Origin of the sequence: Sorangium sp. So ce381, assembly GCF_051473845.1 — a bacterium.
Lineage (GTDB): Bacteria > Myxococcota_A > Polyangia > Polyangiales > Polyangiaceae > Sorangium > Sorangium atrum.
In genome coordinates this window covers 10548192-10571386 of sequence record NZ_CP150336.1, presented here as the reverse complement: position 1 = coordinate 10571386, position 23195 = coordinate 10548192, and the positions used below count along the sequence as shown (strand labels likewise).

General features: G+C 71.1%; 20 protein-coding genes. 11 read left to right on the top strand and 9 right to left on the bottom strand.

Translation table 11 applies throughout. The annotated features are described in order from the left end of the window. Position 1: 1 nt before the first annotated feature. Positions 2-1312 (top strand): multicopper oxidase family protein, encoded by a 1311-nt coding sequence (locus tag WMF29_RS39660; RefSeq protein ID WP_437325273.1) that lies wholly within the window; start codon positions 2-4, stop codon positions 1310-1312. A gap of 60 nt (positions 1313-1372) precedes the next feature. On the opposite strand, the gene WMF29_RS39655 is transcribed toward WMF29_RS39660, so the two are convergent. From WMF29_RS39655 to WMF29_RS39640, 4 genes are all read right to left on the bottom strand, one after another. Next, the gene (locus WMF29_RS39655) at positions 1373-2263 is read right to left on the bottom strand and encodes a CAP domain-containing protein (protein WP_437325272.1); all 891 of its coding nucleotides are present in this window, start codon (positions 2261-2263) and stop codon (positions 1373-1375) included. A gap of 75 nt (positions 2264-2338) precedes the next feature. Further along, positions 2339-2818 carry a hypothetical protein gene (locus tag WMF29_RS39650; RefSeq protein WP_437325271.1) on the bottom strand — a complete coding sequence of 160 codons (480 nt, stop codon included), beginning with the start codon at positions 2816-2818 and terminating at the stop codon, positions 2339-2341. Positions 2819-2867: 49 nt separating this feature from the next. Further along, complete coding sequence (locus WMF29_RS39645; RefSeq protein ID WP_437325270.1) at positions 2868-3392, bottom strand: hemerythrin domain-containing protein; 525 nt, start codon at positions 3390-3392, stop codon at positions 2868-2870. 180 nt (positions 3393-3572) lie between these two features. Then, positions 3573-3803 (bottom strand): hypothetical protein, encoded by a 231-nt coding sequence (locus WMF29_RS39640; RefSeq protein ID WP_272102623.1) that lies wholly within the window; start codon positions 3801-3803, stop codon positions 3573-3575. Between the two features lie 414 nt (positions 3804-4217). On the opposite strand from WMF29_RS39640, the gene WMF29_RS39635 reads away from it, so the two are divergent. Further along, positions 4218-5501 carry a hypothetical protein gene (locus WMF29_RS39635; protein ID WP_437325269.1) on the top strand — a complete coding sequence of 428 codons (1284 nt, stop codon included), beginning with the start codon at positions 4218-4220 and terminating at the stop codon, positions 5499-5501. 32 nt (positions 5502-5533) lie between these two features. Here the strand turns inward: WMF29_RS39635 and WMF29_RS39630 are convergent, their stop codons facing one another. The 3 genes from WMF29_RS39630 to WMF29_RS39620 all read right to left on the bottom strand — a co-directional run bounded on the left by WMF29_RS39630 (position 5534) and on the right by WMF29_RS39620 (position 7931). Next, the gene (locus WMF29_RS39630; protein ID WP_437325268.1) at positions 5534-6427 is read right to left on the bottom strand and encodes a class I SAM-dependent methyltransferase; all 894 of its coding nucleotides are present in this window, start codon (positions 6425-6427) and stop codon (positions 5534-5536) included. 197 nt (positions 6428-6624) lie between these two features. Next, positions 6625-7134, bottom strand: a complete 510-nt coding sequence (locus tag WMF29_RS39625; protein ID WP_437325267.1) for an AAA family ATPase — start codon at positions 7132-7134, stop codon at positions 6625-6627. Positions 7135-7220: 86 nt separating this feature from the next. Then, on the bottom strand, positions 7221-7931 hold the full coding sequence (locus WMF29_RS39620; RefSeq protein WP_437325266.1) for a TVP38/TMEM64 family protein: 711 nt from the start codon (positions 7929-7931) through the stop codon (positions 7221-7223). Between the two features lie 68 nt (positions 7932-7999). Here WMF29_RS39620 and WMF29_RS39615 point away from each other — a divergent pair, with 68 nt between their 5' ends. Further along, positions 8000-8752, top strand: a complete 753-nt coding sequence (locus tag WMF29_RS39615; protein WP_437325265.1) for a TetR/AcrR family transcriptional regulator — start codon at positions 8000-8002, stop codon at positions 8750-8752. Positions 8753-8860: 108 nt separating this feature from the next. On the opposite strand, the gene WMF29_RS39610 is transcribed toward WMF29_RS39615, so the two are convergent. Continuing rightward, positions 8861-9133, bottom strand: coding sequence for a DUF2277 domain-containing protein (locus WMF29_RS39610; protein WP_272102630.1), 273 nt, complete (start codon positions 9131-9133; stop codon positions 8861-8863). A gap of 482 nt (positions 9134-9615) precedes the next feature. Between WMF29_RS39610 and WMF29_RS39605 the strand changes: the two genes are divergently transcribed. After that, positions 9616-12390: a hypothetical protein gene (locus WMF29_RS39605; protein ID WP_437325264.1), complete on the top strand. Its 2775-nt coding sequence runs from the start codon at positions 9616-9618 to the stop codon at positions 12388-12390. Between the two features lie 74 nt (positions 12391-12464). Here the strand turns inward: WMF29_RS39605 and WMF29_RS39600 are convergent, their stop codons facing one another. Next, the gene (locus WMF29_RS39600; RefSeq protein ID WP_437325263.1) at positions 12465-13871 is read right to left on the bottom strand and encodes a PAS domain-containing protein; all 1407 of its coding nucleotides are present in this window, start codon (positions 13869-13871) and stop codon (positions 12465-12467) included. Between the two features lie 638 nt (positions 13872-14509). On the opposite strand from WMF29_RS39600, the gene WMF29_RS39595 reads away from it, so the two are divergent. The 7 genes from WMF29_RS39595 (at position 14510) to WMF29_RS39565 (ending at position 23174) form a co-directional block, all read left to right on the top strand. Next, positions 14510-15808, top strand: a complete 1299-nt coding sequence (locus tag WMF29_RS39595) for an ATP-binding protein (RefSeq protein ID WP_437325262.1) — start codon at positions 14510-14512, stop codon at positions 15806-15808. A gap of 335 nt (positions 15809-16143) precedes the next feature. Next, positions 16144-17694: a cation:proton antiporter gene (locus tag WMF29_RS39590; RefSeq protein ID WP_272102636.1), complete on the top strand. Its 1551-nt coding sequence runs from the start codon at positions 16144-16146 to the stop codon at positions 17692-17694. Between the two features lies 1 nt (position 17695). Further along, on the top strand, positions 17696-18400 hold the full coding sequence (locus tag WMF29_RS39585; RefSeq protein WP_437325261.1) for a potassium channel family protein: 705 nt from the start codon (positions 17696-17698) through the stop codon (positions 18398-18400). 17 nt (positions 18401-18417) lie between these two features. After that, positions 18418-19743 carry a monooxygenase gene (locus WMF29_RS39580; protein WP_437325260.1) on the top strand — a complete coding sequence of 442 codons (1326 nt, stop codon included), beginning with the start codon at positions 18418-18420 and terminating at the stop codon, positions 19741-19743. A gap of 82 nt (positions 19744-19825) precedes the next feature. After that, positions 19826-20815, top strand: a complete 990-nt coding sequence (locus WMF29_RS39575) for a DUF2169 family type VI secretion system accessory protein (RefSeq protein ID WP_437325259.1) — start codon at positions 19826-19828, stop codon at positions 20813-20815. Continuing rightward, entirely contained in the window at positions 20808-22094 is a 1287-nt protein-coding gene (locus WMF29_RS39570) for a hypothetical protein (RefSeq protein ID WP_437325258.1), read from the top strand. Before WMF29_RS39575 ends, WMF29_RS39570 begins: the two co-directional genes overlap by 8 nt. 30 nt (positions 22095-22124) lie before the next feature. Then, a complete protein-coding gene (locus WMF29_RS39565) occupies positions 22125-23174 on the top strand; it encodes a hypothetical protein (RefSeq protein WP_437325257.1) in 1050 nt (349 codons plus the stop codon). Positions 23175-23195 lie beyond the last annotated feature (21 nt).

The following is a 23195-nucleotide window of genomic DNA, read 5'->3' as shown; positions in this document are numbered from 1 at the left end:
GATGGATCGACGTTCTTTCATCCACGTGGGCGGCCTCGCCGCCGGCGCTGCCCTCCTCACGCGAGGGCTGGCCCATGCGCAGGAGCGCCCCGAGCAGGCCGCGGGGCAGCCCGCCGGCGCCCGGATCGCGGGGGCAGGGAATCAGCCTGCGGTCGTGACGCCCAACGGCAGCACGCTCCCCTGGCGGGTCGTGGATGGGGTCAAGGTGGGGCACCTCATCGCCGAGCCGATCCAGCACGAGCTCGCGCCCGGGTTGAAGACCGAGGCGTGGGGTTACAACGGGAGCACGCCCGGGCCGACGATCGAGGCCGTCGAGGGGGACCGGCTCCGGATCTACGTCACGAACCGCCTGCCAGAGCCGACGTCGGTGCACTGGCATGGGCTCGTGCTCCCGAACGGGATGGACGGAGTGTCGGGGCTCAACCAGCGTCCGATCCCGCCCGGGGAAACATACGTCTACGAGTTCGTGGTCCGGTACCCGGGGACGTACATGTACCATTCCCATTTCGACGAGATGACCCAGATCGCGCTCGGCGGCGTGGGGATGTTCATCGTGCATCCGAAGAAGCCTCGTGGGCCGCGCGTGGACAGGGACTTCGTGCTCATGACGCACGAGTGGCTGATCAGGCCGGGAGCGCGCCGGCCGGACCCGAACGCGATGAGCGACTTCAACGTGCTCACCTTCAACGGCAAGGCGTTCCCGGCGACGGCGCCGCTCGTGGTCGGCCGCGGCGAGCGCGTGCGCGTCCGCCTCGGGAACCTGGGGCCGATGGACCACCACCCGATCCACCTGCATGGGCTCTCGTTCCAGGTCACGGCGACGGACGGCGGGTATGTCCCCGCGTCCGCGCAGTACCCGGAGACCACGGTCCTGGTGCCGGTGGGCAGCACGCGGGTCATCGAGTTCGTGCCCGAGGAGCCGGGCGACTGGGCCGTGCACTGCCACATGACCCACCATGTGATGATGCAAATGGGTCACGGGCTGCCGAATATGGTCGGCGCCGATACGCGCACGCTCGACCGACGTATGAGGCGCGTGATGCCCGACTACATGACCATGGGGACGACGGGCATGGGCGGCATGGGCGAGATGCCCATGCCGATCCCCCCGAACAGCCTGCCGATGAAGGGGGGCGACGGGCCCTTCTCGTACATCGACATGGGCGGGATGTTCACGGTCCTGAAGGTCCGCGAGGAGCCGGGCAAGGCCGACCCGAACGGCTGGTACACGCACCCGGTCGGCACGGTCGCCGGACCGGCCGCCGCAGAGAAGATGCGCGCGGACGGTATCGACCCGAGCGCGCGGAAGTAGCGCGACGGACTCGCCTCCCTGTTCAATTCTCCGGAAAATTCGACGGATGCTTCCGGTCCGTCATCGGAAGTTCTGCACCGCCCACACGCTGCCGTCAGCGAAGGTGTGGAACCCGCAAGCCACCTTCGTGTACCGGGTGCTGCTCATGTTGATGTAGTGGCCGTGCTTCTCGAAATCCTCGCCCGGCCCTTCGTCCCACATGAGCTGCAAACATGGGACGATCATCGAGTCCGGCGGGCCTCCCCACCCGGGGCACTCGTTCTGGGCATTCTCGTCGCAAGCGCCGAACGCGCCGTGAAACTCGCCGGTGTTCCCATCGGACTCGGCCTCTTTATCGGAGCACGACTCCGCCTCGACCCAGCGCGCGAGGGGCGGCAAGCCGAGCGTGGCGCGGTGCTCGTTGATCGTATCGACGCACAGCTGCGCCGCGCCCGCGGCGCCGCCCGAGCCGCCGGCGCCGCTCCCGGAGCCCTCGCCGCTCGAGCCACCGGTGCCGGCCGTGGCCGAGCCACCGGTGCCCTGCGCAGAGGAGCCGCCGGCACCCTCGGCGGACGAGCCGCCGGCGCCTGCCGTGGCCGAGCCGCCAGCGCCGCCGGCGCCTGCCGTGGCCGAGCCGCCGGCGCCGCCAGCGCCTGCCGTCGCCGAGCCGCCGGCGCCCTGCGCAGACGAGCTTCCGGCGCCGCCGGCGCCTGCCGTGGCCGAGCCACCGGCGCCCTGCGCAGACGAGCTTCCGGCGCCACCGGCGCCCGCCGTGGCCGAGCCGCCGCTGCTGGTGCTCGGCCCGCTGCCGGAGTCTCCGTTGTGGACCTCGACCCCGGCGCCGCTCGACGGCCCGCCGCCTTCGCCATCGATCGACGCGTCGCCCACCTCACCGACGCAGCCCGACAGCACAGAACCGATCAACGTCGCGGCGAGCGCGACGGCGCATGAAGGCGTCCAAGTGGTAAGCATCCGTCGAGTCTATGGGGCATTCGACGCATGCTCAACATCGACCGATCCTGCTTCACTTTTGCATGCTTGAGCGGTTCAGGCTCGATTGGCGGGCTTCCCGCGCGCCTGTGCGGAGAGAAGCGCGCGTGTCGCATGGAGTTGTGTTCGTTTGCTTCGAATTCCACTCGTGCGAGACAGGACACCGCACGCCAGCGAGCGGCGGCCGCCTCTCAGGTGCCGCCCTCGCGGGCCGGCGGCGCGCGGAAGCTTGAACGCCCGCCGGGCCCTGGCATCGTCTTCCGCTTCCGCCGATCGAGGCGCGCCGCGCCTCCGCTGGAGATAGACGATCGTCGCGCCGGCGAGCGCGTTCGCGACCATGAGCGAGTTCGTCGCCACGAAGACCCAGCTCTCGAGCATCCAGCTGTAGATGACGAACCCGATCGACGCGGCCAGCTGGCCGACGAAGAGCCACCTGGAGACGCCCTGGCTCGTCTTGCTCTTCCACTGCTTGTAGACCTGATTGCCGACCGTCAGGACGAGGATGCCAGAGCTGACCCAGCCGATCGCGTCTTCCATGTCTCACCGCCGGATCGCCGCTCGACCTCTCCCCTCGAGCAAGGCCTCGTCAGGCCCGGGCCGCGCCGTTCGCGTGGCCCTCGTGGATCGTGTGGCTCGCCTTGTCCGCGGACGTCTTCTTGTAGCCCGCCGGCAGCAGCGTCTCGTAGCCCTCGGCCAGCCGCTGCTCGAACTCCGCCTTCATCGATTTGCCGAGCTCGGTGAGGCGCTTCTCGTCCACAACCTTCTCGACCGCCGGGAAGAGCTCCCCTTCCTCCTCCTCGACGTGGTGCTGGATGAGCTCCTTCAGCGTCGTCACCCGCGCCTTGAACGAGAGATCCTCCGGGGAGGTCGAGAGCAGCCGCTTCAGCGCGAGCTCGGCGATGGCGTGCTCCTCGAAGCTCTCGAGGATCACGTCCTCCTTGATCTGCTGCACGGCGGGATAGAACGTCTCCTGCTCGATCGCCATGTGCGCGGCGAGCTCGTTCGCGAGCTCGGCGAGGACGAGCGCAGGATCCGATCTGCCGCTCTCCAGCTGCTTGAAGAGGGACTCCACCTTGCGATGCTGCTTCTCGAGCAATGACGTCGCTTTCATCTTCCTGCCTCCATGGTGCGCCGCGCCTCGACGCGGCCGGGGTCGTCCGGGTTTCATCGCCGGCCGGGCGATCTCGCGCGCGAGGCGCTCCGGCCAGCCTTGTTCATGGTTCGACGCGCGGTGAGGGACGAGCGCGCGGGCTCGCCCCTCACCGCGCGAACAGCCCGAGATCGCCTCGGGCTACTTGTCCGTCTTCTCCTCGATCTTGTCCCCTGCCTTCTCGGCGGCGTCGCCCGTTGACTCCGCCGCGTCCTTCGCCTCGTCCTTGACGTCGCGCGCAGCGTCGTCCACGGCCTCGCCCGCCTTCTCGGCCGGTCCCTCCGGCTGAGGCTTGCTGCCTCCGCAACCGATCACACCGACGCAACCGATGACCATGCTGCCCAGGAGCAGCGACCGAATCCCTGTTTTCACGGTATCCTCTCCTCCGCGCTCGACCACGCCCAGCGGCTCTGCCCCCTCGGCGCGCCCGGCGGTTTCTCGACGACTCTCTGCGCTGGCTTCTAGCTGTCTCGTCCAGCTCCCAGCTTCATCCTGCCTTCAGTCAACGATGTCCGTTGGCCATGTTGGTCAGCAATGCCCGGGCCAAACCGCGCCGAGCGCCCGCGCGTGCTCCTCGTCACCACATCCACGGATCCCGGGGATCGCTCCCCCTGAGACACATCGCCTCGACCGTGGCGTCCTGCGACGCGCGTTGGCCGCCCGCCAGGGATCCCCGGGCGGGAGGGGGCCCGTGGCGCAGGCGCAGGGGAGGCCCCGCCTCGCGACGCTGGCGCCTCCGCTTGGCCTCCGCGGCGATCGGAGCAAGAATCCGCCCGGAACCGCGACATGATCCACGACTTCGCCAGCGCGCTCAGCGCCATCTTCACGGGCGAGCGAGCCCGACTGCTGCACGTGATCGTGCCGGCACACGTCCACGGGCACACGCTGGCGCTGCTGCGGGCGCTCGGCGAGGCGGGCCCGGCGCCCCGTCCCGTGTGGGTCCTGGCAGATCCGGTCTACGGACCCAGCCGCGGCTGGGCGGCCCGAGAGCGCTCGCTGTCCCGTGAGCTCGGCGCCCCGGCGGCGCTCGCGACGCCCGAGCAGGGCCCGCTGCGCGAGCCGCTCGACACCTTCGCCAGCGCCCTCGCGGCGCACGTCGCCGCCAGCGCCCCGGACGGGACCGCGGTCGTCGTGCTGGCGCCACAGCACATCGACGACCCGCGCGCCTATGCCCGCGACCTCTTCTGGCTCGCGCATTGCCCCGACCTCGCGCTCGTGCGCTGGGTCCTGGTCGACCCTGTCCACTCGAGCGTCGGCGACCTGCTCGCGCGCCTCGGCGAGGGCGCGTCCCGCGTCGTGTGGCCGGAGGCCGACGGCCCGGCCATCGCCGATCTCGAGCGCGTGCTCACCGATCTCTCGGCGCGCGGGCGGCGCCTCCCCGCCGATCTGGAGCTGCGCATCGCCGCCGACTCGCCCCTCCGCGCCCCGGAGCTCCTCCCCGCGCGGCGCCTCCTGCACGAGGCGGACACGTGTTTTCATGCGGGGCGGCACGCCGAGGCTGCGCGGCTCCAGCAACAGGCCGAGGAGATGCTGGCGAGCCGGGGGCTGGGCGAGGAGGCCGTCCACATCGCCATGCAGCGCGCGCGCTCGATGATCGCGGCGGGCGTGGTCGAGGAGGGGCATCGGGTGTTCGTCGCCGCGCTGAAGGAGGCGGAGCGGCGCGGCCTGCTCGCGATCATCCCCGAGGCTTACGCCTCGCTCGGCAGCCTGCACAGCAAGCAGCGCCGCTTCCTGGACGCGTCGGAGGCGTACGCGCGCGCCGGAGAGCTCGCGAACCGCCGCGGGAGCCACGAGTTCGCGGCGGACATGCACCGCTGCTCTGGCCACGCGGCGCTCAACGCCGACATGCCGGACGCCGCGGCGATGGCGTGGCGGCGGGCGTTCGAGCTGCTGGGCTCCGTGGCCCCGGCCGTCGGCGCGCTGGAGAAGCCCCAGCAGATCGTCGTGCTCGGGCTCTCCCTGGCCGACGTCTTCGAGGAGCATGGCAACCTCCCGGCCGCGCGCGGGCTGCGGGGGCACGCCGAGGCCATCGAGACTCGCCACCCTCGGCGCTCCGCGACGTGGAGCTGAGGCGCGGGGGCTGAGGCGCGCCGCCGACCGGGTCAGCTCGGCGGGCGGACGGGCGGCGGGGCAGCGCCCGGGCCGGGCCGCTCGGCGACGAGGAGCCGCGTGTTCGCGGCCGGGTTGGACGGCGCGAACGGGGCGCCGAGCTGCCGGGCCCAGTCCGCCGCGCCCGTGTCGCGCACCACGCGGAACCCGGCCCGCTCGACCTCCGCGAGCATCACCTCGCGCCGGCGCAGGCCGATGAGCGGCTCGCTCCAGAGCCACGTGAGCAGGCGGAGGACGCGCTGCACGCGGCGCGGCGCGGGGGGTTCCATGTAGTTCACGAGGAGGACGCTGCCCGGCGCCGAGGCGTCGGCGAGCGCCCGCAGCGTCGACCGGAGCGCCTCGTCCGACAGGTACATCACGACCCCTTCCCAGATCCACGCGGTGGGCTCGTCGGGTCGATGGCCGGCCGCCGAGAGGCACGCGGCGAGCGCGTCGCGCTCGAAGTTGACGGGCACGTAGGTCAGCTGCTCCACGAGCGGCGACAGCCCCGCCGCCTTGCGCCGCTTGAAGGCCTGCGTCGCCGGGTGATCGATCTCGAAGAAGCGGGTCGCCGAGAGCGCCTTCATCCGGAAGGCGCGCGTGTCGAGCCCCGCCCCCAGGCACGCGACCTGGCGGCACCCGAGCTCCACCGCGCGCTCGAGCTCGATGTCGATGGCCATCACGCGCAGCGGGACCGCGGAGAGCCGGGCGAGGGCGCGCGCGCGCTTCGCCGGGTCCAGGCCCCGGAGCCGGCGCGCGAACAGCTCCAGCGCGGCGCTCCACCCGCGCGACAGCAGCCGGTGGGCGACCGGATCCTCGAAGCCCGGGACATCGGTCAGGCCCTGGTCTGCGAGCGCCCGGAGGAGGGCGACGATGGATGCCGTCTGGCTGGGGCGACGCTCACGCATGCCTGGTGCATAGCCTCCGACGGCGGGCTTTCAACGCGCGAGGGCCTGGACAGCGCCCAGCGGCGCGCGGTGACGCGAGGAAATTTCGTCGATTCCGGTTCATCGACTCGACTCGGCAGCTTCGAGCAGCGCCGTCGCCGTCCGGGCCGGACACGGGGTGGAACGGTTCGGCGGCGGCCGGGACTCTCGTGCTCGGATCAGCCGCCCGTGGTGTCGATGAACCGCATGTCGTGCCCGCTGCGCTCGGGCTCCTCGGGCGGCTCCCACATGTCGCTCGCCAGCTCGAACATGTCCGGTGGAACCACCATGGAGAACGTCTCGCCCTTCTCGAGGTTGCGCTGCTCGACCCGCTCGCGACGCAGCTCGCGGGGCGCGTCGAGCACATAGACGGTGAGCTCGTACCCCGCAGCGTCCACCCGCTTGTACAGCCGCTCGCGGTCGCGCCGGCGGATCAGGCCGATCTCCAGCACGACGTTCGTGCCCACGTCGATCGAGCTCCTCGTCAGGCTCCAGATCTGCTCGATGCAGCGCGCGGTGCGCTCGTGATACCATTCGATGATCCCCGTGTCGGGCCGGTCGGGGCGGAACAGCCGCGCCATCCATTCATCCAGGTTCAACCGGAGGGCGGCGTGATCCCGGTAGAGCCGCTGTGCGAACGTCGATTTCCCTGCGCCCACGGGGCCGATGATCAGGTGGATTCGCGCCATTGGCGGACGCTATCCTGCGGTGCCATCGGCGAGCAAGCGGCGCGCATGTTTGCGCGAGACAGCGCCTGTCGCGATGCCGAGATCTGTCATGAGGGGACGACGTCGCGCCTGGAGCAGCGCCTGGCGAGCCACAGGAGGACCATGACGGCCACCGCGGCGGCGCCCATTCCGGCCCACGCCGACGGGGGCGCGTCGCGCAGGGCGTCGAAGACCCGTTGACCGAAATAGGCAGTCGCCAGGAGCGGCAGGGTGTACCCGGCCAGCGAGCCCCAGAAATGCGTCCAGAAGCGCACCCCGGAGAGGCCGAAGAAGACGTGGAGCATGGGCGGCATCCAGAGGACGAGGCGGAGCAAGAACACCGTCGGGAACGCCCGCCGCTTCAGGGCCTCGTCGTAGGCGCGGAAGCGCGCCGGCACCCGCGCAGAGACCCAGTCGCGGGCGACGAAGCGCGCGAACGAGAAGCCCACGACGCTCGCCGCCATGGTGCCCGCCATCGAGAGCGCGAACGCCACCGGCCAGGGCCAGATGAGCGGCGCCGCCAGGATGAACACCGTGCCCGGCACGCCGAACGGCTGGAGCGCGGCGTACGCCAGGACGAACGCGACATACCCCCACGGCCCGAGCGAGAGCAGCGCCTGCTTGATGCGCGCGGGCTCTCCGAAGAGCTCGAACAGCCCCATGCGCTGAGCGACGACGAGGAGCGTGGCGGCCGCGGCGACCACGCCGATCTTCACCCCCCGGCCGGCGCGGGAGGGGGAGAGCGCGGGAGGATCGGCCGGGGAGGCGGGCTGGCGCACTCGACGTTATTGGCAGTCCACCTGCGCACCGTCAAGGTTCCTGTTGACAATATGGTCTTCAATTGTCAATGCTGACCATCGTGAACGAGGGCGAGCCGCGCTCCACCGACAGACCCGCCGAGGATCTGCGCCGCCGCAAGCTGATGGACGCGGCGCTCACGGTGTTCCTGCGCTTCGGCTTCCGGAAGACGTCGATGGACGAGGTCGCGCGCGCGGCGGGCGTCTCGCGGCAGGGCCTCTACCTCCACTTCGCCACGAAGGAGGAGCTCTTCCGCGCGTCCGTGGGGTACTTCCTCGACACAGCGCTCGCCGCCGCCGCCGCCGCGCTCGCCGACGCGGAGCGCCCCCTGGAGGACCGGCTCGTGGCCGCGTTCGACGCGTGGATCGGCCGGTTCGTTGGCGCGCTCGGGGCCGACGCGGCGGATCTCTCGACCGCCGCGAACGAGCTCGTCGGCCCCCTCGTCGCCGAGCACGAGGGGCGGTTCGTCGAGGCCGTGGCCGAGGCATTGCGCGCCTCCGGGCTCGCGGCCGCCTACGAGCCCGCGGGGGTCACCGGGCGCCAGCTGGCGGACACCCTGGTCTCCTCGGCGCGTGGCCTGAAGTACGGCGCCGCGACGCACGAGGCCTTCCTCGAGGGCATGACCATCGCCGCGCGCGTCGTGTGCTTGCCAGAGCGGCGAGCCCGGGAAGCGCGGGCAGGGCAATCACCGCAATCACTGCAGACGGCGCAATCACGGCAAGGAGAGCCCTCCGCGCCGAGCCCTCGCCGCGAGGGCAAGGGGCGCGCAATGGCGCGCAAGGCGCGCGGCACGACACGATAGCCCGAGGGCCGGCCGAGCGCGGCGCGGGCGAGCGCGCGCCGGGGAACGCCGCGCTCGGCGCGCTCTCCCGGGCGTATGCGCGCCCGGACGGCGCGGCGGCCCCGCGCCTCAGCCCCGGCTGAAGCGCAGCCGCGAGCGCTCGCGCGCCTTGACCGCCTCGACCTCGCGGTCCCGCGGCGCGGCGGTCGTGGACAGCGACGCCATCAGAACGCGCGCGGCGGCCGCGACGTCGTCCACGGCCTGCGCGAAGGCCGCTTCGTTGGCCTGCGACGGCCGGTTGAAGCCGCTCAGCTTCCGCACGAACTGCAGCGACGCCGCCCGGATCTCCTCCTCCGTCGCCGGCGGCTCGAAGTTGAACAGCGTCCTGATGTTCCGGCACATGGCGATCTCCCGAGGCTCGATGTGTACGGGGGACGATCCTAGTCTCGAGCCGCGCCGGCGGTCCAGGCGCTCCGCGCGGCGGCGATGGATGCCGCCAGCAACAGGAATCCACCGGTCGTTCGACCCCTGCGAGACGACCTCCTTGCCAGTCTCGCGGCGCGCGCGGCGCCGCTCTCCTTCTCCTTGGCGGTCCTCGCGGCGAGCTGCGCTCACGGCGCGCCGGAGCCTCCGCTGGTGAACACCACAGTCGTTGACGCGGCCACTGTGTAGGCAGTTCGCGCATACACGCGACGAGCCACACGACGCGACACGCGGCGAGACACTCGACAAATGCGACACGGCCGCATCACGACGTCACCCTTGTTGGCTGCGCAACAGGGAGCACGCTAACGACATCAGGAAGTTCTTGATTCCTCAAGGATAACCGTGCACTTCTACACTGAGGAGTCCTTTTGCCAAAGCCCCCTGGCAAGGAGGTCGGTATGCGCCCACATCGTGCACTGCGCTCCCAGAATCGCCTGCTCTTCACCGCTGCCACGCTCGTTTGCCTCGCTGTCGGACCCCCCGCGGAGGCGGCTCCGTCGTACACCCTCTTCGAGAGCGGTCAGGTCCGACCGCTCGCGCTCTCACCAAGTCGTAACCTGCTCTTCGCGGCCAATACACCCGACGGCCGCCTGGAGATCTTCTACGTCTCGTCGGGTGGTCTGACGCACATCTCTTCCGTGAGCGTGGGCCTCGAGCCCGTCGCCGTCGCGGCGCGCAACGACGGCGAGGTGTGGGTCGTCAATCACCTCTCCGATAGCGTCAGCGTCGTCGACGTCTCGTTCCCCTTGCGGCCGCGGGTCGTGCGCACGCTCCTCGTCGGGGACGAGCCGCGGGACATCGTCTTCGCTGGTCCCGGGCGTTCGCGCGCGTTCATCACCGCCGCCCACCGGGGCCAGAACGCCCCGTTCGATCCGCAGCTGACGACGCCCGGGGTCGGCCGCGCCGACGTCTGGGTGTTCAACGCGAACGCCGTCGCGACCCAACCGTCGCTCGGGGGCACGCCCCTCACGATCCTCTCCTTCTTCACCGACACGCCGCGGGCGCTCGCGGTCAGCCCGGACGGGGCCTCGGTGTACGCCGCCGGCTTCCACACCGGCAACCGCACGACCGCCGTGCACCGCGCGATCGTGGAGGACGAAGGCGGCATGCTGCCGCCGTTCACCAACCACCTCGGGGAGCCGCAGCTGACGACGTCGCTCATCGTCCAGCACAACGGCGCCCACTGGGTCGACGCCGGGGGCAACCCCTGGGACGACTCGGTCATGTTCTCGCTGCCGGACAAGGACGTCTTCGTCATCGACGCCACGGCCAATCCCCCTGTCCAGCGGCCCGGCAGCGCCGGCTTCTTCACCGGCGTCGGGACCGTCCTCTACAACATGGTCGTCAACCCGGCGAACGGGAAGGTCTACGTCTCCAACACCGAGGCGTTCAACCTCGATCGCTTCGAGGGCCCGGGCACCTTCGCGGGCACGAGCGTCCGTGGACACCTGCACGAGAGCCGGATCTCCGTGCTCGGCAGCGGCGGCTCGGTCCTGCCGCGGCACCTGAACAAGCACATCGATTACTCGACCTGCTGCGCTCCGGTGCCCAACGCCGAGAACGCGAAGAGCCTGGCCACGCCGGTCGACATGGCGGTGACGAGCGACGGATCGAAGCTCTACGTCGCCGCGTTCGGGTCGAGCAAGGTCGGCGTCTTCCAGACGGCCCAGATCGAGAATGACACCTTCACGCCGAGCCTCGCGAGCCAGATCCAGGTCACCGGCGGCGGGCCGAGCGGGCTCGCGCTCGATCAGCCGCGCGGCCGGCTGTACGTGCTCACGCGCTTCGACAACTCCATCTCCGTCGTCAACACGTCCACGCACGCCGAGACGGCCCACATCGCCCTCCACAACCCCGAGCCGGAGAGCGTGGTCCGCGGGCGGAGGTTCCTCCATGACGCGAGCTTCTCGTCGGCCCACGGCGACTCGTCGTGCGCGAGCTGCCACGTCTTCGGCGACCTCGATAGCCTGGCATGGGACCTCGGCAACCCCGACGGGGAGACCGTGACGAACCCTGGGCCGTTCACGAACATCAACCCGCCGTTCCCCGCCGATACCTCGCTGAAGCCCATGAAAGGGCCCATGACGACCCAGAGCCTGCGCGGCATGGCCAACCACGGCCCGATGCACTGGCGCGGCGACCGCACGGGCGGCAACGACGCGTCCACCGCGCAGCCGGACAGCGGGGCCTTCGACGAGCGCGCGGGGTTCAAGAAGTTCCAGGGCGGCTTCACCAACCTGCTCGGCCGGCACGCGCCGATCCCCGACGAGGACATGGAGGCGTTCACGGACTTCATCCTCCAGCTCTCGTATCCGCCGAACCCGATCCGGAACCTCGACAACTCGCTGAACGCCGATCAACAGGCCGGGCGCGATCACTTCTTCCGCGAAGGCGGCGCAGGGACCTTCTCGTGCAATTCCTGCCATACCCTCGACCCGGACGGGAACGCCGGTGCCAGCGATTTCCCCGGCTTCTTCGGGACGGACGGCGCGAGCATCGGCCAGGAGAACGGCCAGAGCTTCAAGATCCCGCACCTGCGGAACATGTACCAGAAGATCGGCATGTTCGGCATGGCCCCGGTCCTGAGCCTCTTCCACCCGGGAGACAACGACTTCAAGGGGGACCAGATCCGCGGCTTCGGGTTCATGCACGACGGCGTGATGGACACGCTGTTCCGCTTCCACCAGGCGATCGGCTTCGAGCAGAGCGAGTTCTCGCCGAACGGCTTCCCGCCCGGCGCGCCCGGGGAGCTCCTCCGCGAGCAGGCCGTGGAGTTCATGCTGGCGTTCGACACGAACCTCGCCCCCATCGTCGGGCAGCAGGTCACGCTCGGCTCGCTCAACGCCACGGCGGCCTGGCCGCGCATCGACCTGCTCCGCCAGCGCGCCGAGGCCGGGGAGTGCGACCTCGTGGCGAAGCTCCCGTTCCTCCTCGAGGAGACAGGCCTGCTCTATATCGGAGGTGGCCAGTTCACCACGGCGCGCGCCGCGGCCCCGCCCTTGAGCGATCTCGTCCTGCGCTCGCTCGCCGCGCTCACCGGGCACCCGGTGACGTACACCTGCGTGCCGCCGGGCTCGGGCACGCGCATCGGCATCGACCGCGACGGCGACGGGTTCCTCGACGGCGATGAGTGCGACGCGGGCACGGATCCCGCGGATCCGACGAGCCACTGAGTCGCCACCGCATCGACTGAGTCGAGCCAGCGCCGCGCCGCACCGCCCTCCACGCGGTGCGGCCGGCGCGCGCCTCAGCCGCGCTCCAGGCGGCGCGGCGCGGCGCTTCCGCCGCGCCGCGCGCCCATGCACCAGCGCAGCGCCTCCTTCAGGCTGCGCAGCGTCTTGACCTGCGACAGATCGAAGCCGAGGCCGACCATCGTCTGCGCGACCGGCGGGCGGATGCCGGTGACCACGCCCTTGCAGCCGAGCAGCGTCAATCCATTGATGATCTTGATGAGGTGCTGCGCCGTCGTCGTGTCGACCGAATCGAGCCCGGTGAGGTCGAGGATGGCGAAGGCGGATTGCTTCTCCACCACGCTCGCGAGCAGCGACTCCATCACCATCGCCGCGCGATCCGCGTCGACAGAGCCGATCAAGGGGACGATGAGCACGTCCTGCCAGACCTCGATGATGGGGCTCGACAGCCGCGCGATCGACTCCTGCTGATCCTGCGTCAACCGCAGCTGCTCCCGGAGCTGCTGCTCGACGCGGAGCTGCTGCGTGATGTCCTCGCAGATGGCGCCGACGCCGGTGGTCTCCCCGAGGACGTCTTTCTGGGGAACGAACCTGGTCCGCCAGATCCTGTCTCGCCGGACCTGCTCGACCTGCGCGATCTCCCCGGAGAGGGCCTGCTCGAAGGCCGCGCGAACATCCTCGGTGTCGCCGCACAGCTCGCGCATGTGCTTGCCCAGCTCGCCTCGCTCCGTACAACCGATCTGCGCGAGCGCCCCGCCCTGCGCGATCACGCAGCTGCCGGTCCTGTCGAACGCCAGGATGGCGATGGGCATGCTGTCGATGCAAGCGCGGAGCAGCTCCCCCTTCACCGCGAGCCTGACGTCGTCGGCCAGGTTGATGCCGAACGTCTGGACGCCCACGATCTCGCCGTCATCGTTCCGGCGGGGCGCGTAGTGCACGATCCAGTGCACGCCCCCGGCCACGGTGTCCGTGCGGACGGGCTCCCCCTCGAGGACGCGGTTGCACAGGCCCATGATCTCCGCGTCCGCGCCGTAGAGATCGAACATGTTCATTCCGACGAGCTGATGTCGCTTGAGCCCCATGCTCTCGAGCCCGTTGCCGTCGGAGACGTGGAGCGTGCCCGCCCGATCGCACCACCAGACGATCGCATCCATCGTCTGGAACACGTCGACGAGGATGCGCGCCTGAGCCTCCCACGCCCCGCGATCGGGCTTCACGGCGGCCCAGAGCGCCGTGTCGTCGGCGCGCCACAGCGTCCAGTGCAGCGGGACGATCTCCCCGCGGGCGCCCACGACGCGCGCCGCGGCGGAGACGCTGACCGCGGCGGCGCGCGCGCCCGTGATCCGGGCCGACAGCTCTCCCCGATCGTCCTCGTGAACGCGCTCGAGGAGCCGCCCGGACGGGCCAACGCAGCTCTCCCAGGCCGCGTTGCAGGCGACCACCTCGCCGGCGCTGGAGAGCAACGCCAGCGGTGTGGGTGTGCCGTCAAGCAGTGTCTTACATGAGAGCGAAGCGAGCCTGTCGTCCATTGAGTCCTTGCAAGAGGCCAGAAGCGACGATCCTCGGCGCGCCAGCCCCACGCCTCTCACGGTGGGTGAACAAACGCGCTGTGAGCGCCGTCAGGACACCGGGTGCGAAGAGGTGGGATGCTGCTCTGATCCTCGGCGCTGGGGTCATCGAGCCTGGCACCATGGCGAACCGTAACCTGGTGATATCATTTGGGGGCGCCGAGGCGCCAGCCTCATCGCTAGACGCGCCGCGGCGGATCGAGGCGCGCGCGACCCGGCCCGACGGCGAGGGCCCGCCGCCCCACCACATCGCCCCTCGGCGCTCGGCATGAAGCGATGGCCGACAGCGGTTGTGGCGGAAGGTGGGTTCTGCTGTTTGTGCGAGGACGCGAGCGGGCGCGGCGCTCGGAGACGCGCGTGATCCATCGAGAGGTCGGCCTCGGGCTCGCCGCGTGGAGAGCGGCCGCCGCCGCACGGCCGCCGAGCGCGAGGCGGGCGCGCGGGCGCTGGCGGCCGCCCGCGCCGGGGAACGTCGTTTGACGCGTCGCGCTCGCCTTGTCGTGCGCGCCAGCGCGCGTTAGACATCGTACGGAATGGAACCCGAGGGCCACGAGAGACTCGCTGACTCGGACCCGAGTTTCCGACAACTCCATCCTTGCGATCGCCTCATCAGCGTCGTGCAGGACCTCTCGCTGGCCCGCGACCTCCAGACGATCATGCAGATTGTCGATCGGGCCGCCCGCGACCTCACGGGCGCCGACGGCGCGTCCTTCGTGCTCCGCGACGGTGACCTCTGTTACTATGCGCAGGAGGACTCGATCGCCCCGCTCTGGCAGGGGAAACGGTTTCCGATGTCGGCGTGCGTCAGCGGCTGGGTGATGCTGAATCGGAAGCCGGCGGTCATCGGCGACATCACGCGCGATCCCCGCGTCCCGATCGACGCTTATCGGCCGACCTACGTGCGGAGCATGGCGATGGTGCCGATCCGCGCGCGCGCTCCTCTCGGGGCGATCGGGACCTACTGGAGCTCCAAACGTGAGATCGCGCAGAGCGAGGTGACGCTGCTCCAGGCGCTCGCCGGCAGCGCCGCCGTGGCCCTGGAGAACGTCGCGCTCCACGACGGCCTGGAGAAGGGCAAGGCGCGGGCGCGCGAGGTCGAGGCGGCGAACCGCGATCTCGCGGAGAGGCAACAGGCCCTGGAGGAGCTCCAGCGGCAGAACGAGGCGCTGAGCGAGTTCCTCGCGCACGATCTCAGGAGTCCCGCCGCCGGCATCATCCTCGCCGCGCAGGCACGCCTGAAGAAGCAGGATCTTCCGGAGCCGGAGCGGCGCCGATGGAATGCCGTCCTCACCTCGGCCGAGGTCATCCAGCGCACCGCGCTGAACCTGCTCGACGTCGCGAGCCGCCAGCATGGGATGTTCGTCCTGCGGCTCACCGAGCTCGACCCTGCGTCGCTGTTCGAAGGTGTCGCCGAGATCCTGGAGCCGCTCGCTGCGTCGCGCGGGCAGCGCATCGAGCTCTGCCCCGCCATGCCGAGCTGCCTTCTCCGCGCCGATGAGGAGCTCGTGCGGCGCGTCCTGCTGAACCTCGTCGACAACGCGCTTCGCCACAGCCCGCCGCACGGCGCGGTGCGCCTCGAGGCGCGGTGGCTCGGCCCGGGCTGGGTCGAGCTCAACGTGTGCGACGAGGGCCTGGGGATCCCGGTCCACCTGCGCGACCGCATCTTCGACAAGTACGCGCGGCTCGCCGACGGGGGCGCGATCACTTCGGCCGGCCGCGGCCTCGGGCTGACGTTCTGCCGGCTGGTCGTCGAGGCACACGGCGGCAGGATCGACGTGACGGACAACGGGGGGCGGGGGAGCCGGTTCTGCGTTCAGCTGCCGGCAGGCTGACAGAAGCGCATCGAGAGCGCTGAGAGCCGGTTTCGGGGATCGCTCCACGACGAGGAAGCGATGATGTCGCCGGTGTCGTGTCGTGTGATCTATCGATATCGCACCTCTTCCCGGGCGGCCGAGCGAGAGGCGCACGCGCGCGGCGTCGCGTGCGCGCGTGCGCGCGTGCGCCTCTCGCTCGGCCGCCCGGCGACGCGCTCTCGCATCTTGCGATTCCGGAGGCGATCAGGTAGCGCAGGATCTACGGTGAGCTCTCACGCGGACTCCGTGCACATCGCGACGCGCCCGCCGCGGTCGCCCTCCCTCGTGCTCGCGCCGCCGCCGCGAGGTGCCCCGTGAGGGAGCGGCTCGAGAGCCTGCTCCTCGTCCTGGCCGTCGGCTCGGGCGTCGCGATCGGCGCGAAGCGCGTCGCGATTCCCTACAACGTCGCGCTCGTGCTCGTGGGGCTGCTGCTCGTCGTCGTCGACGTGCTCCCGAAGGCGCCGATGGACCCGGAGGTCATCCTCATCGCGTTCCTCCCGGTGCTCGTGTTCGAGGGCGCCCTGTTCGCCGACGCGGACAGCCTGAGGGGCGCGAGCCGGCCGATCCTCGCGCTCGCCGTGCCTGGCGTGCTCATCTCGCTGCTCGGCACCGCCGCGGTGGCGACGCAGCTGCTCGCGCTCCCGTTCGCCGCGGCGCTCCTCCTCGGCGCGCTGCTCTCGATCACCGACACCGTGAGCGTGCTGCTCGCGTTCCGCAGCGTCCGCGTGCCGCACCGGCTGGCGGCCATCATGGAAGGCGAGAGCCTCTTCAACGACGGCACCGCGCTCGTGCTCGTGGTGCTCGCGTCGCAGGTCCTCGTGAGCGGCACCTTCGACGGCGCCGAGTCCTTCCGCGCCCTCGCCCTGGCCATGGCCGGCGGCGCGGCCGTCGGGGGCGCGCTCGGCGCCGTCGGCGCGTCCCTCCTCCGCCGCACGCCGGATCACCTGACCGCGATCCTCGCCTCCATCGTGCTCGTCTTCGCCACGGCCCTGCTCGCCGAGCGGCTCCACGCCTCGCCGGTCATCGCCGTCGTGGTCCTCGGCGTGATCGTCGGCAAGGCCGCGCGCCGCATCCTCGAGCCCTCGCGCGTGCTCGCGCTCCAGGGCTTCTGGGAGACGAGCGGCTTCTGCCTCAACGTGGTGCTCTTCGAGCTCGTCGGCATGCAGATCCAGGCGGATATGCTCGTGCGCGAGGCGGCGTCCATCGGCCTCGCGCTGATCGCCCTGCACGGGGGCAGGGCGGTGGCCGTCTACGGCTGCTTCGGCGTGCTCCGGGCGCTCACGGGCGAGGTCGTGCCCTTCCGCTGGCAGCACGTGATGCTGGTCGGCAACATCAAGGGCGCGCTGTCGATGGCGGCGGTCCTCAGCCTCCCGAGCAGCCTGCCGTACCGCGACCGCCTGATCACGATCGTCTTCGGCGTGACCTTCGTCACGCTGGTCGCGCAGGCGCTGCCGTTCGCGCGGCTGCTCAAGGTCCTCGGGGTCGCGATCCCGACGGCGGACAGCGTGCTCGACGCCGCGAAGGCCACGCTCATCGCGGCGCGGCGCGGCCAGTCCGAGCTCGACGATCTGCTCGCGGCGGGCCTCGTGTCACGCAAGGAGCACGCCGAGCGCCGCGCCTCGTTCCAGCGGCAGGTCATCCAGGCGGAGGTGGCGCTCCAGACGCCGCAGGGCGAGGTGGTCCGCGACCACCTCACCGATCTCGCCCTCCTCTCGGCGCAGAAGGCGGCGGTGCTCGACGCGGCGAGGCGCGGCCTCATCGCCGCCGACACCGCGCACGCCCACGTGAACCGGATCGACAGGGCCATGGTGGAGCTCCCCGGCGGACACGCCGCGCACCCTCACGAGCACGAAGGAGAGAGCTGACATGCGCGTTCTCATCGCGGGCGCCGGGCGCGCAGGGCTCAGCGTCGCGGTCCACCTCGCGAAGACGGGCCACGACGTGACGATCGTCGATCGCGACGAGTCGATCGCCAACAGCGCCTTCGAGCGGCACGGCCTCGTCTCGCTCGTGGGCGACGCGACCGACGCCGGGCTCCTCCAGGAGGCCGAGGTGGCGCGCGCCGACGTGGTGGTGGCGATGCTCCGCCGCGACGCTGACAACCTCGCCGTGGCGCTCCTCGCGCAGGCCGCGGGGGCCAAGCGCGTGATGGTGCGCATGCGGGACCCCGCCTACCGGAGCGTGTACGTCCGCGCGGGCGTCGACCGGATCCTCTCCGAGATCGACGTCTTCATCGGCGCGATGGCCACCGCGATCGAGCACTCTGGCGTCCGCCACGCGATGGTGCTCGGCACCGGCGAGTCGGTCGCGTTCGAGCTCGACATCCCGGTCGACTCGGTGGTCGCGGGCCGCACGGTGAGCACCATCGCGGGCAGCGCGAGCTTCCCTTCGTCGTGCGTCTTCGCCGGCGTCTACCGCCCGGATGGCCGCGTCGAGGCGCCGCGCGGCTCCTCCGTCGTCGCGGGGGGCGCCACGGTGCTCCTCGTGGCCGCGCGCGACGAGCTCGCCGAGGTCATCGCGTTCTTCCTCCAGCGCGAGCCCGCGGGCGGCGGGGTCCAGGAGCGCCGCTGACGCGGGGCAGGTGTTCTATGACGAGGTGCGCGGGGACCACGGGCTCATGGGCATGGCTTGCGGCGGCGCTGGCCGCCCTCTCCGCCTGCGGCGGCGATGACGCCGGGGCCGCGGCGGGCGGCGGCGTCCAGGCCGCCGTCTCGTACTACCGGGACGTCAAACCCATCTTCGACGCGCGGTGCGTGGGGTGCCACAGCGACGGCGGCGTCGCGCCGTTCTCGCTCGAGCGCCACGAGACCGCGGCGCCCTGGGCCGCGTCCATCAAGCGGGCCGTCGTCGAGCGCACGATGCCCCCCTGGCCGGCCGACAACGCCTGCGCCGAGTACGTGGGCGACCGCTCCCTGTCCGAGCAGCAGATCCAGACCATCTCGGCGTGGGTCGACGGCGGTGCGGCCCTGGGCGACCCGGCGGACGAGGGCCCGCCGATCGAGCCGCCGGCGAGCGGCGCGCTCGCGCGGGTGGACCGGACGCTCGAGATGCCGGTCGAGTACACCCCGCAGACGGGGCCCGACGAGTACCGCTGCTTCGTGATCGACTGGCCGGAGGAGGCCACGCGTTACGTCACCGGCTTCGGGATCAGGCCCGGCGAGCAGCGCGTCGTCCACCACGTGATCGCCTTCATCGCGGCGCCCGATCAGCTCGCGGAGCTCGACGCCCTCGACGCGTCCGACCCGGGCCCGGGATATCCCTGCTACGGCGGCCCTGGGCTCAAGCCGCGCTGGCTCGGCGGCTGGGTGCCCGGCGGTGGGAGCATGATCTTCCCGCCGGGTGCGGGCACCCGGATCGAGCCTGGCTCAAGGCTCATCATGCAGGTCCACTACAACACGCTGACGGCGGGCAAGCTGCCGGATCGCACCGCGATCGACGTGACGCTGGAGAGCTCTGTCGAGCGGGAGGGCACGATGCAGCCCTGGGCGAACCCGGCCTGGCTCAGCGGCGACTCGATGATGATCCCTGCCCTTGAGAGCGACGTAGTCCACCGCTGGGGGGCCGATCCCTCCCGGGCGCTCGCGGGCAACGCGCCGATCGAGATCCACTGGGTGGGCCTCCACATGCATACGCTCGGCACGCGCGCGCGCCTCGAGATCGAGCGCGCCGGCGGCGGCTCGGAGTGCGTGCTCGACATCCCGCGCTGGGACTTCCACTGGCAGGGAAACTACAAGCTCGCCGAGCCCAAGGTGCTCGAGCCGGGCGACAAGCTGTCGATCGAGTGCCACTGGGACAACACGCCCGAGAAGCAGCCGATCATCGACGGACAGCCGCGGGTCCCCAGGGATGTCGTCTGGGGAGAGGGCACGACCGACGAGATGTGCCTCGGCACGTTCTACATGACCGGGCGCTGAGCGCCGGCTCCCCTGAAGCGATCTTCCGGGATCGCGGCGTGTCTGCGTATAGGATGCGAGACCCACCGTCGGATCCTCGCCCGTGAGCATCGCGAACCAGACCCCCTTCGCCGTCCAGCCCGTGCCGCTCCTCGATCGCGAGGGCAACGATGTCCTGGTCGCCATCGTCAAGGGCACGTTCGTCCTCGATCGGAGCGGGGGCTCGAGGCTCGCCGACGACCCCGCGCCGGTCCGTGTCGCCGACGAGCCCTGGGAGCCCGAGAGTCCGCGGAGCAGCCTCCGCTTCCCGTCGGATCTCGGCGTCGCCAAGCTGGGCACGGACGTGGTGGTGACCGGCGACGCGATCGCCCCCGAGAAGGTGAGGGTGCTCGACGTCGCGGTGCGGGTCAGGCAGCGGCTGACGCCCCTGCGCGTCCACGGGCAGCGCTTCTTCTTCAAGGGCGTCCTCGGCGTCGGGATCGGGCCTGCTGCGCCGTTCGAGCGCGTGCCGATCGTCTACGAGCGGGCGTATGGCGGCATGTCGGAGGATCTCTCGGTGGTCGATCTCCGGAACCCGGCCGGCGTCGGCGCGGCGAGGAGCGCGGCGGACCTCGTGGACACGAGGGCTCCGCAGATCGAGCACCCGGAGCGGCCCCACGCGTCCGCGTCGGATCGCCATGCGCCGGTGGGCTTCGGCGCGATCATGATGCACTGGTCGCCGCGCCTCGAGCACGCTGGCACGTTCGACGAGCGGTGGAAGGCGACGCGGATGCCGCTCCCTCCTGAAGATCAGGACATCCGCTTCGGCAACGTCGCCCACCCTTCGCTCCAGTTCGAGGAGCACCTCGCGCCCGGGGATCCGGTGGGAATCGCCGGCATGTCGCTCGAGCCGGTCGTCTTCGCGCTGCCGGGGTTTCCGGTGGTGGCGAGCGCGCGTTACGACACGGGCGAGCGCGTGGTCGTGCGGCCGCCGATCGACACGGTGCTGATCCAGCCCGAGGCCCGGCGGGTGGAGCTCGTGGCGCGCGCGGTCTTCCCGATAGGCCGTGGCCGGCGGGTGCTGCGCGAGGTCGTGGTGCGCGGCGATGGGTGACGCGGCGGGCGGCTCCGGGGGGCCTGTGGATCCCGAGATCGCGGGCGTGCCGCTCTCGGCCTATGCGGCGGTGCTGGCGTACACGGCCGAGGGCGTCTCGCTCGAGGCGAGCCTGGAGCACGCCGCGATCGCCGCCGGAGCCTGGCCGTCGGCGGAGGAGGCCTGGTCCGCGCGCCTCGCCGAGAGCGCGATGGGGGACGGGGCGCTGATCGCGGCGTGCGACGAGCACCGCCTCGCGGCGCAGGCGCACGTGGAGCGCAAGGTGCCTCCGCTCGACACGGACCTGCGCGCCTGGCTCGATTTCTTCCGCGCGTTCACGGCGTCGCAGGATCCGCTCGGTTTCCTCGAGGCGCGCGGGCTCGGCGAGGGCGACGTGTTCCGGCTGCTGGGCGCCTGGCAGGAGCGGATCGTGGCGGAGGGGGGCGTGCGCGCCGAGGCGACGGCGATCCTCGCCGCCGCGCCCGGGCCGGCGCCGGAGGTGCGGCCTGAGGCGCCGGCGCTGAGGGCGGCGACGCGGAGGCCGCGTGGCGGCGGGGCGGCGGCCGTGAAGAAGGCGCGGGCCGTGGTGGCGGTGCGGGGCGAGACGGCGGATTTGCCGCGGGATCTATCGAAGCTGATCTTGCCGTTCGTGAAGCAGCCGGGGGGCGCGGAGAGGGCGGAGCCGCCTGCGCCGGCACCGGCGGCGAGGCCCGCGCTTTTGCCGTCGCTGGCCGCGCCGGAGCTCCCGAAGCCGGTGCTCGCGCCGAAGGAGATCGCCGAGACGGCGCCGGTGTTCCCGGCGCCGAGCCGGCCGGCGCTGCCGTTCGGGTCGCGCGTGGGGGAGCGCGTCGCGGTGAGCTCCGGGTTGCCGGCTGTGGGGCTGCCGCCGTTGCGTGAAGGGGCGTTGGACGAGTCGATTGCCGGGACGCCCGGCGTCGGGACGGCGCCAGTGATGTTCGAGGCCGCGAAGCCGGCGCTCCCGTTCGTCTCGTCGCCCGGGGCGCCGTCGTCGGGCGCCGCGCCGTCGTCGGGCGGCGCGCCGTCGTCGGGCGGCAGCGCGCGCTCGCCGGCGGCCGATGGTCCCCGGCTCTCGCTGGAAGACTACGCTGCGATGCTCGCGGAGATCGCGGCGAGCCCCGCGACGGCGACGGAGGCTATCGCGCGCTACGGGCTCACCCGCGAGGCGAAGGGCGCCGAGGACGCGGCGTGGCAGGCAAGGTTCGCGGCGGAGCCGGGGCTGCGGATGAAGTGGATGCGGGAGCTGGTCGCGGCGGGAGAGCGGGGTCGCGGGAAGCGGTGAGGGAGCGAGGGAGGAGGAGTCGAGCACGGTATGTTCAAGGCCATCGCATCATCGCCGCAGCCCATCCGGTTGCACAGGCTGCATGGGGCGATCCTCGCCTCTACCGGGTTTCACGTCGCGCGGGCCCAGGACGGCCATCTCCACGAGATTCGGAAGCTGGAGTTGCCGGGTGCTCCGGACGCTCAGCCGCAGCTCATGCCGAAGCCGTCCGTCCGACCGCAGATTACCAGCATGGTGGGCCGATGGCCTGACCAGGTCTGGGCTCTTGTCTATGCAGGGCCGGGGATGCGCGCCATCGAGGGGCCGATGCCTGGTGCCACGCTCTGGATCCAAGTCAGCAGGAATGTGGTGGTTCGTTGGGACGACGCCTCTGGCTGCTGGGTGGAACACCCCGAGAACGAGTGGGTTGGTGAGTGGGCTGACGGGGTGATCGTCACGGGATCCGACGGCAGGTTCAGATGGGCGGACGGCGCGGACACGCCGATCGATCCCGTGCTCACTCAGGGTATTTTTGCATACAGTCCTTATGTGACCAGGGCCGGCGAGGTCATCCTTCGCATCATAAAATCCCCGCAGTATGAGCCTGGCTGGTGGATCTTTCGGCGAGGAGAGCACGAGCCGGAGCGGTTCGAGTGGCCACCCGGAGTGGATGAGCAGAGCGCGGCGATCTTCATCGACTATCGGTCGAACGGGCTCTTCGCCTCAGGTATGCTGACGTCGTCGGAGAAATTTATCGCACATCGTGTTCAGGGGGAATGGAAGTTGCTGCCGCCCTTCCGTGAGAGCCACAACGTGCGAGGCATCTTGACCACATCCTCGGGGCAAGTCTTTCTGTGCGCGCTGGCGCACTCCATGCCAGTGCGCATTTATCGTCTGGCGGCGGGAGGGGACTGGGAGAGTGTTTCGGTGCCGTTTCATACGAGGTACAGCGGCACTTCTCTGTTTGAGCTTGATGCTGCGAGGGTCGGTGGCTGTCCTCCGTATCAGCTTATGGCCAGCGAGAACGATGAGCTGTGGCTCGCCGCCGACTTCGCTATTGACGACGTGCATCGCGCCGTCCTTTACCATGCATCTGTCTAGCTCGCGGGCGTTGAGATGGCT

Bases quoted from the DNA above. Each gene is read 5' to 3' on its own strand.
- WMF29_RS39660 (WP_437325273.1), top strand. From the start codon at position 2: ATGGATCGACGTTCTTTCATCCACGTGGGCGGCCTCGCCGCCGGCGCT.
- WMF29_RS39655 (WP_437325272.1), bottom strand. From the start codon at position 2,263: ATGCTTACCACTTGGACGCCTTCATGCGCCGTCGCGCTCGCCGCGACG.
- WMF29_RS39650 (WP_437325271.1), bottom strand. From the start codon at position 2,818: ATGGAAGACGCGATCGGCTGGGTCAGCTCTGGCATCCTCGTCCTGACG.
- WMF29_RS39645 (WP_437325270.1), bottom strand. From the start codon at position 3,392: ATGAAAGCGACGTCATTGCTCGAGAAGCAGCATCGCAAGGTGGAGTCC.
- WMF29_RS39635 (WP_437325269.1), top strand. From the start codon at position 4,218: ATGATCCACGACTTCGCCAGCGCGCTCAGCGCCATCTTCACGGGCGAG.
- WMF29_RS39630 (WP_437325268.1), bottom strand. From the start codon at position 6,427: ATGCGTGAGCGTCGCCCCAGCCAGACGGCATCCATCGTCGCCCTCCTC.
- WMF29_RS39625 (WP_437325267.1), bottom strand. From the start codon at position 7,134: ATGGCGCGAATCCACCTGATCATCGGCCCCGTGGGCGCAGGGAAATCG.
- WMF29_RS39615 (WP_437325265.1), top strand. From the start codon at position 8,000: ATGCTGACCATCGTGAACGAGGGCGAGCCGCGCTCCACCGACAGACCC.
- WMF29_RS39610 (WP_272102630.1), bottom strand. From the start codon at position 9,133: ATGTGCCGGAACATCAGGACGCTGTTCAACTTCGAGCCGCCGGCGACG.
- WMF29_RS39605 (WP_437325264.1), top strand. From the start codon at position 9,616: ATGCGCCCACATCGTGCACTGCGCTCCCAGAATCGCCTGCTCTTCACC.
- WMF29_RS39595 (WP_437325262.1), top strand. From the start codon at position 14,510: ATGGAACCCGAGGGCCACGAGAGACTCGCTGACTCGGACCCGAGTTTC.
- WMF29_RS39585 (WP_437325261.1), top strand. From the start codon at position 17,696: ATGCGCGTTCTCATCGCGGGCGCCGGGCGCGCAGGGCTCAGCGTCGCG.
- WMF29_RS39580 (WP_437325260.1), top strand. From the start codon at position 18,418: ATGACGAGGTGCGCGGGGACCACGGGCTCATGGGCATGGCTTGCGGCG.
- WMF29_RS39570 (WP_437325258.1), top strand. From the start codon at position 20,808: ATGGGTGACGCGGCGGGCGGCTCCGGGGGGCCTGTGGATCCCGAGATC.
- WMF29_RS39565 (WP_437325257.1), top strand. From the start codon at position 22,125: ATGTTCAAGGCCATCGCATCATCGCCGCAGCCCATCCGGTTGCACAGG.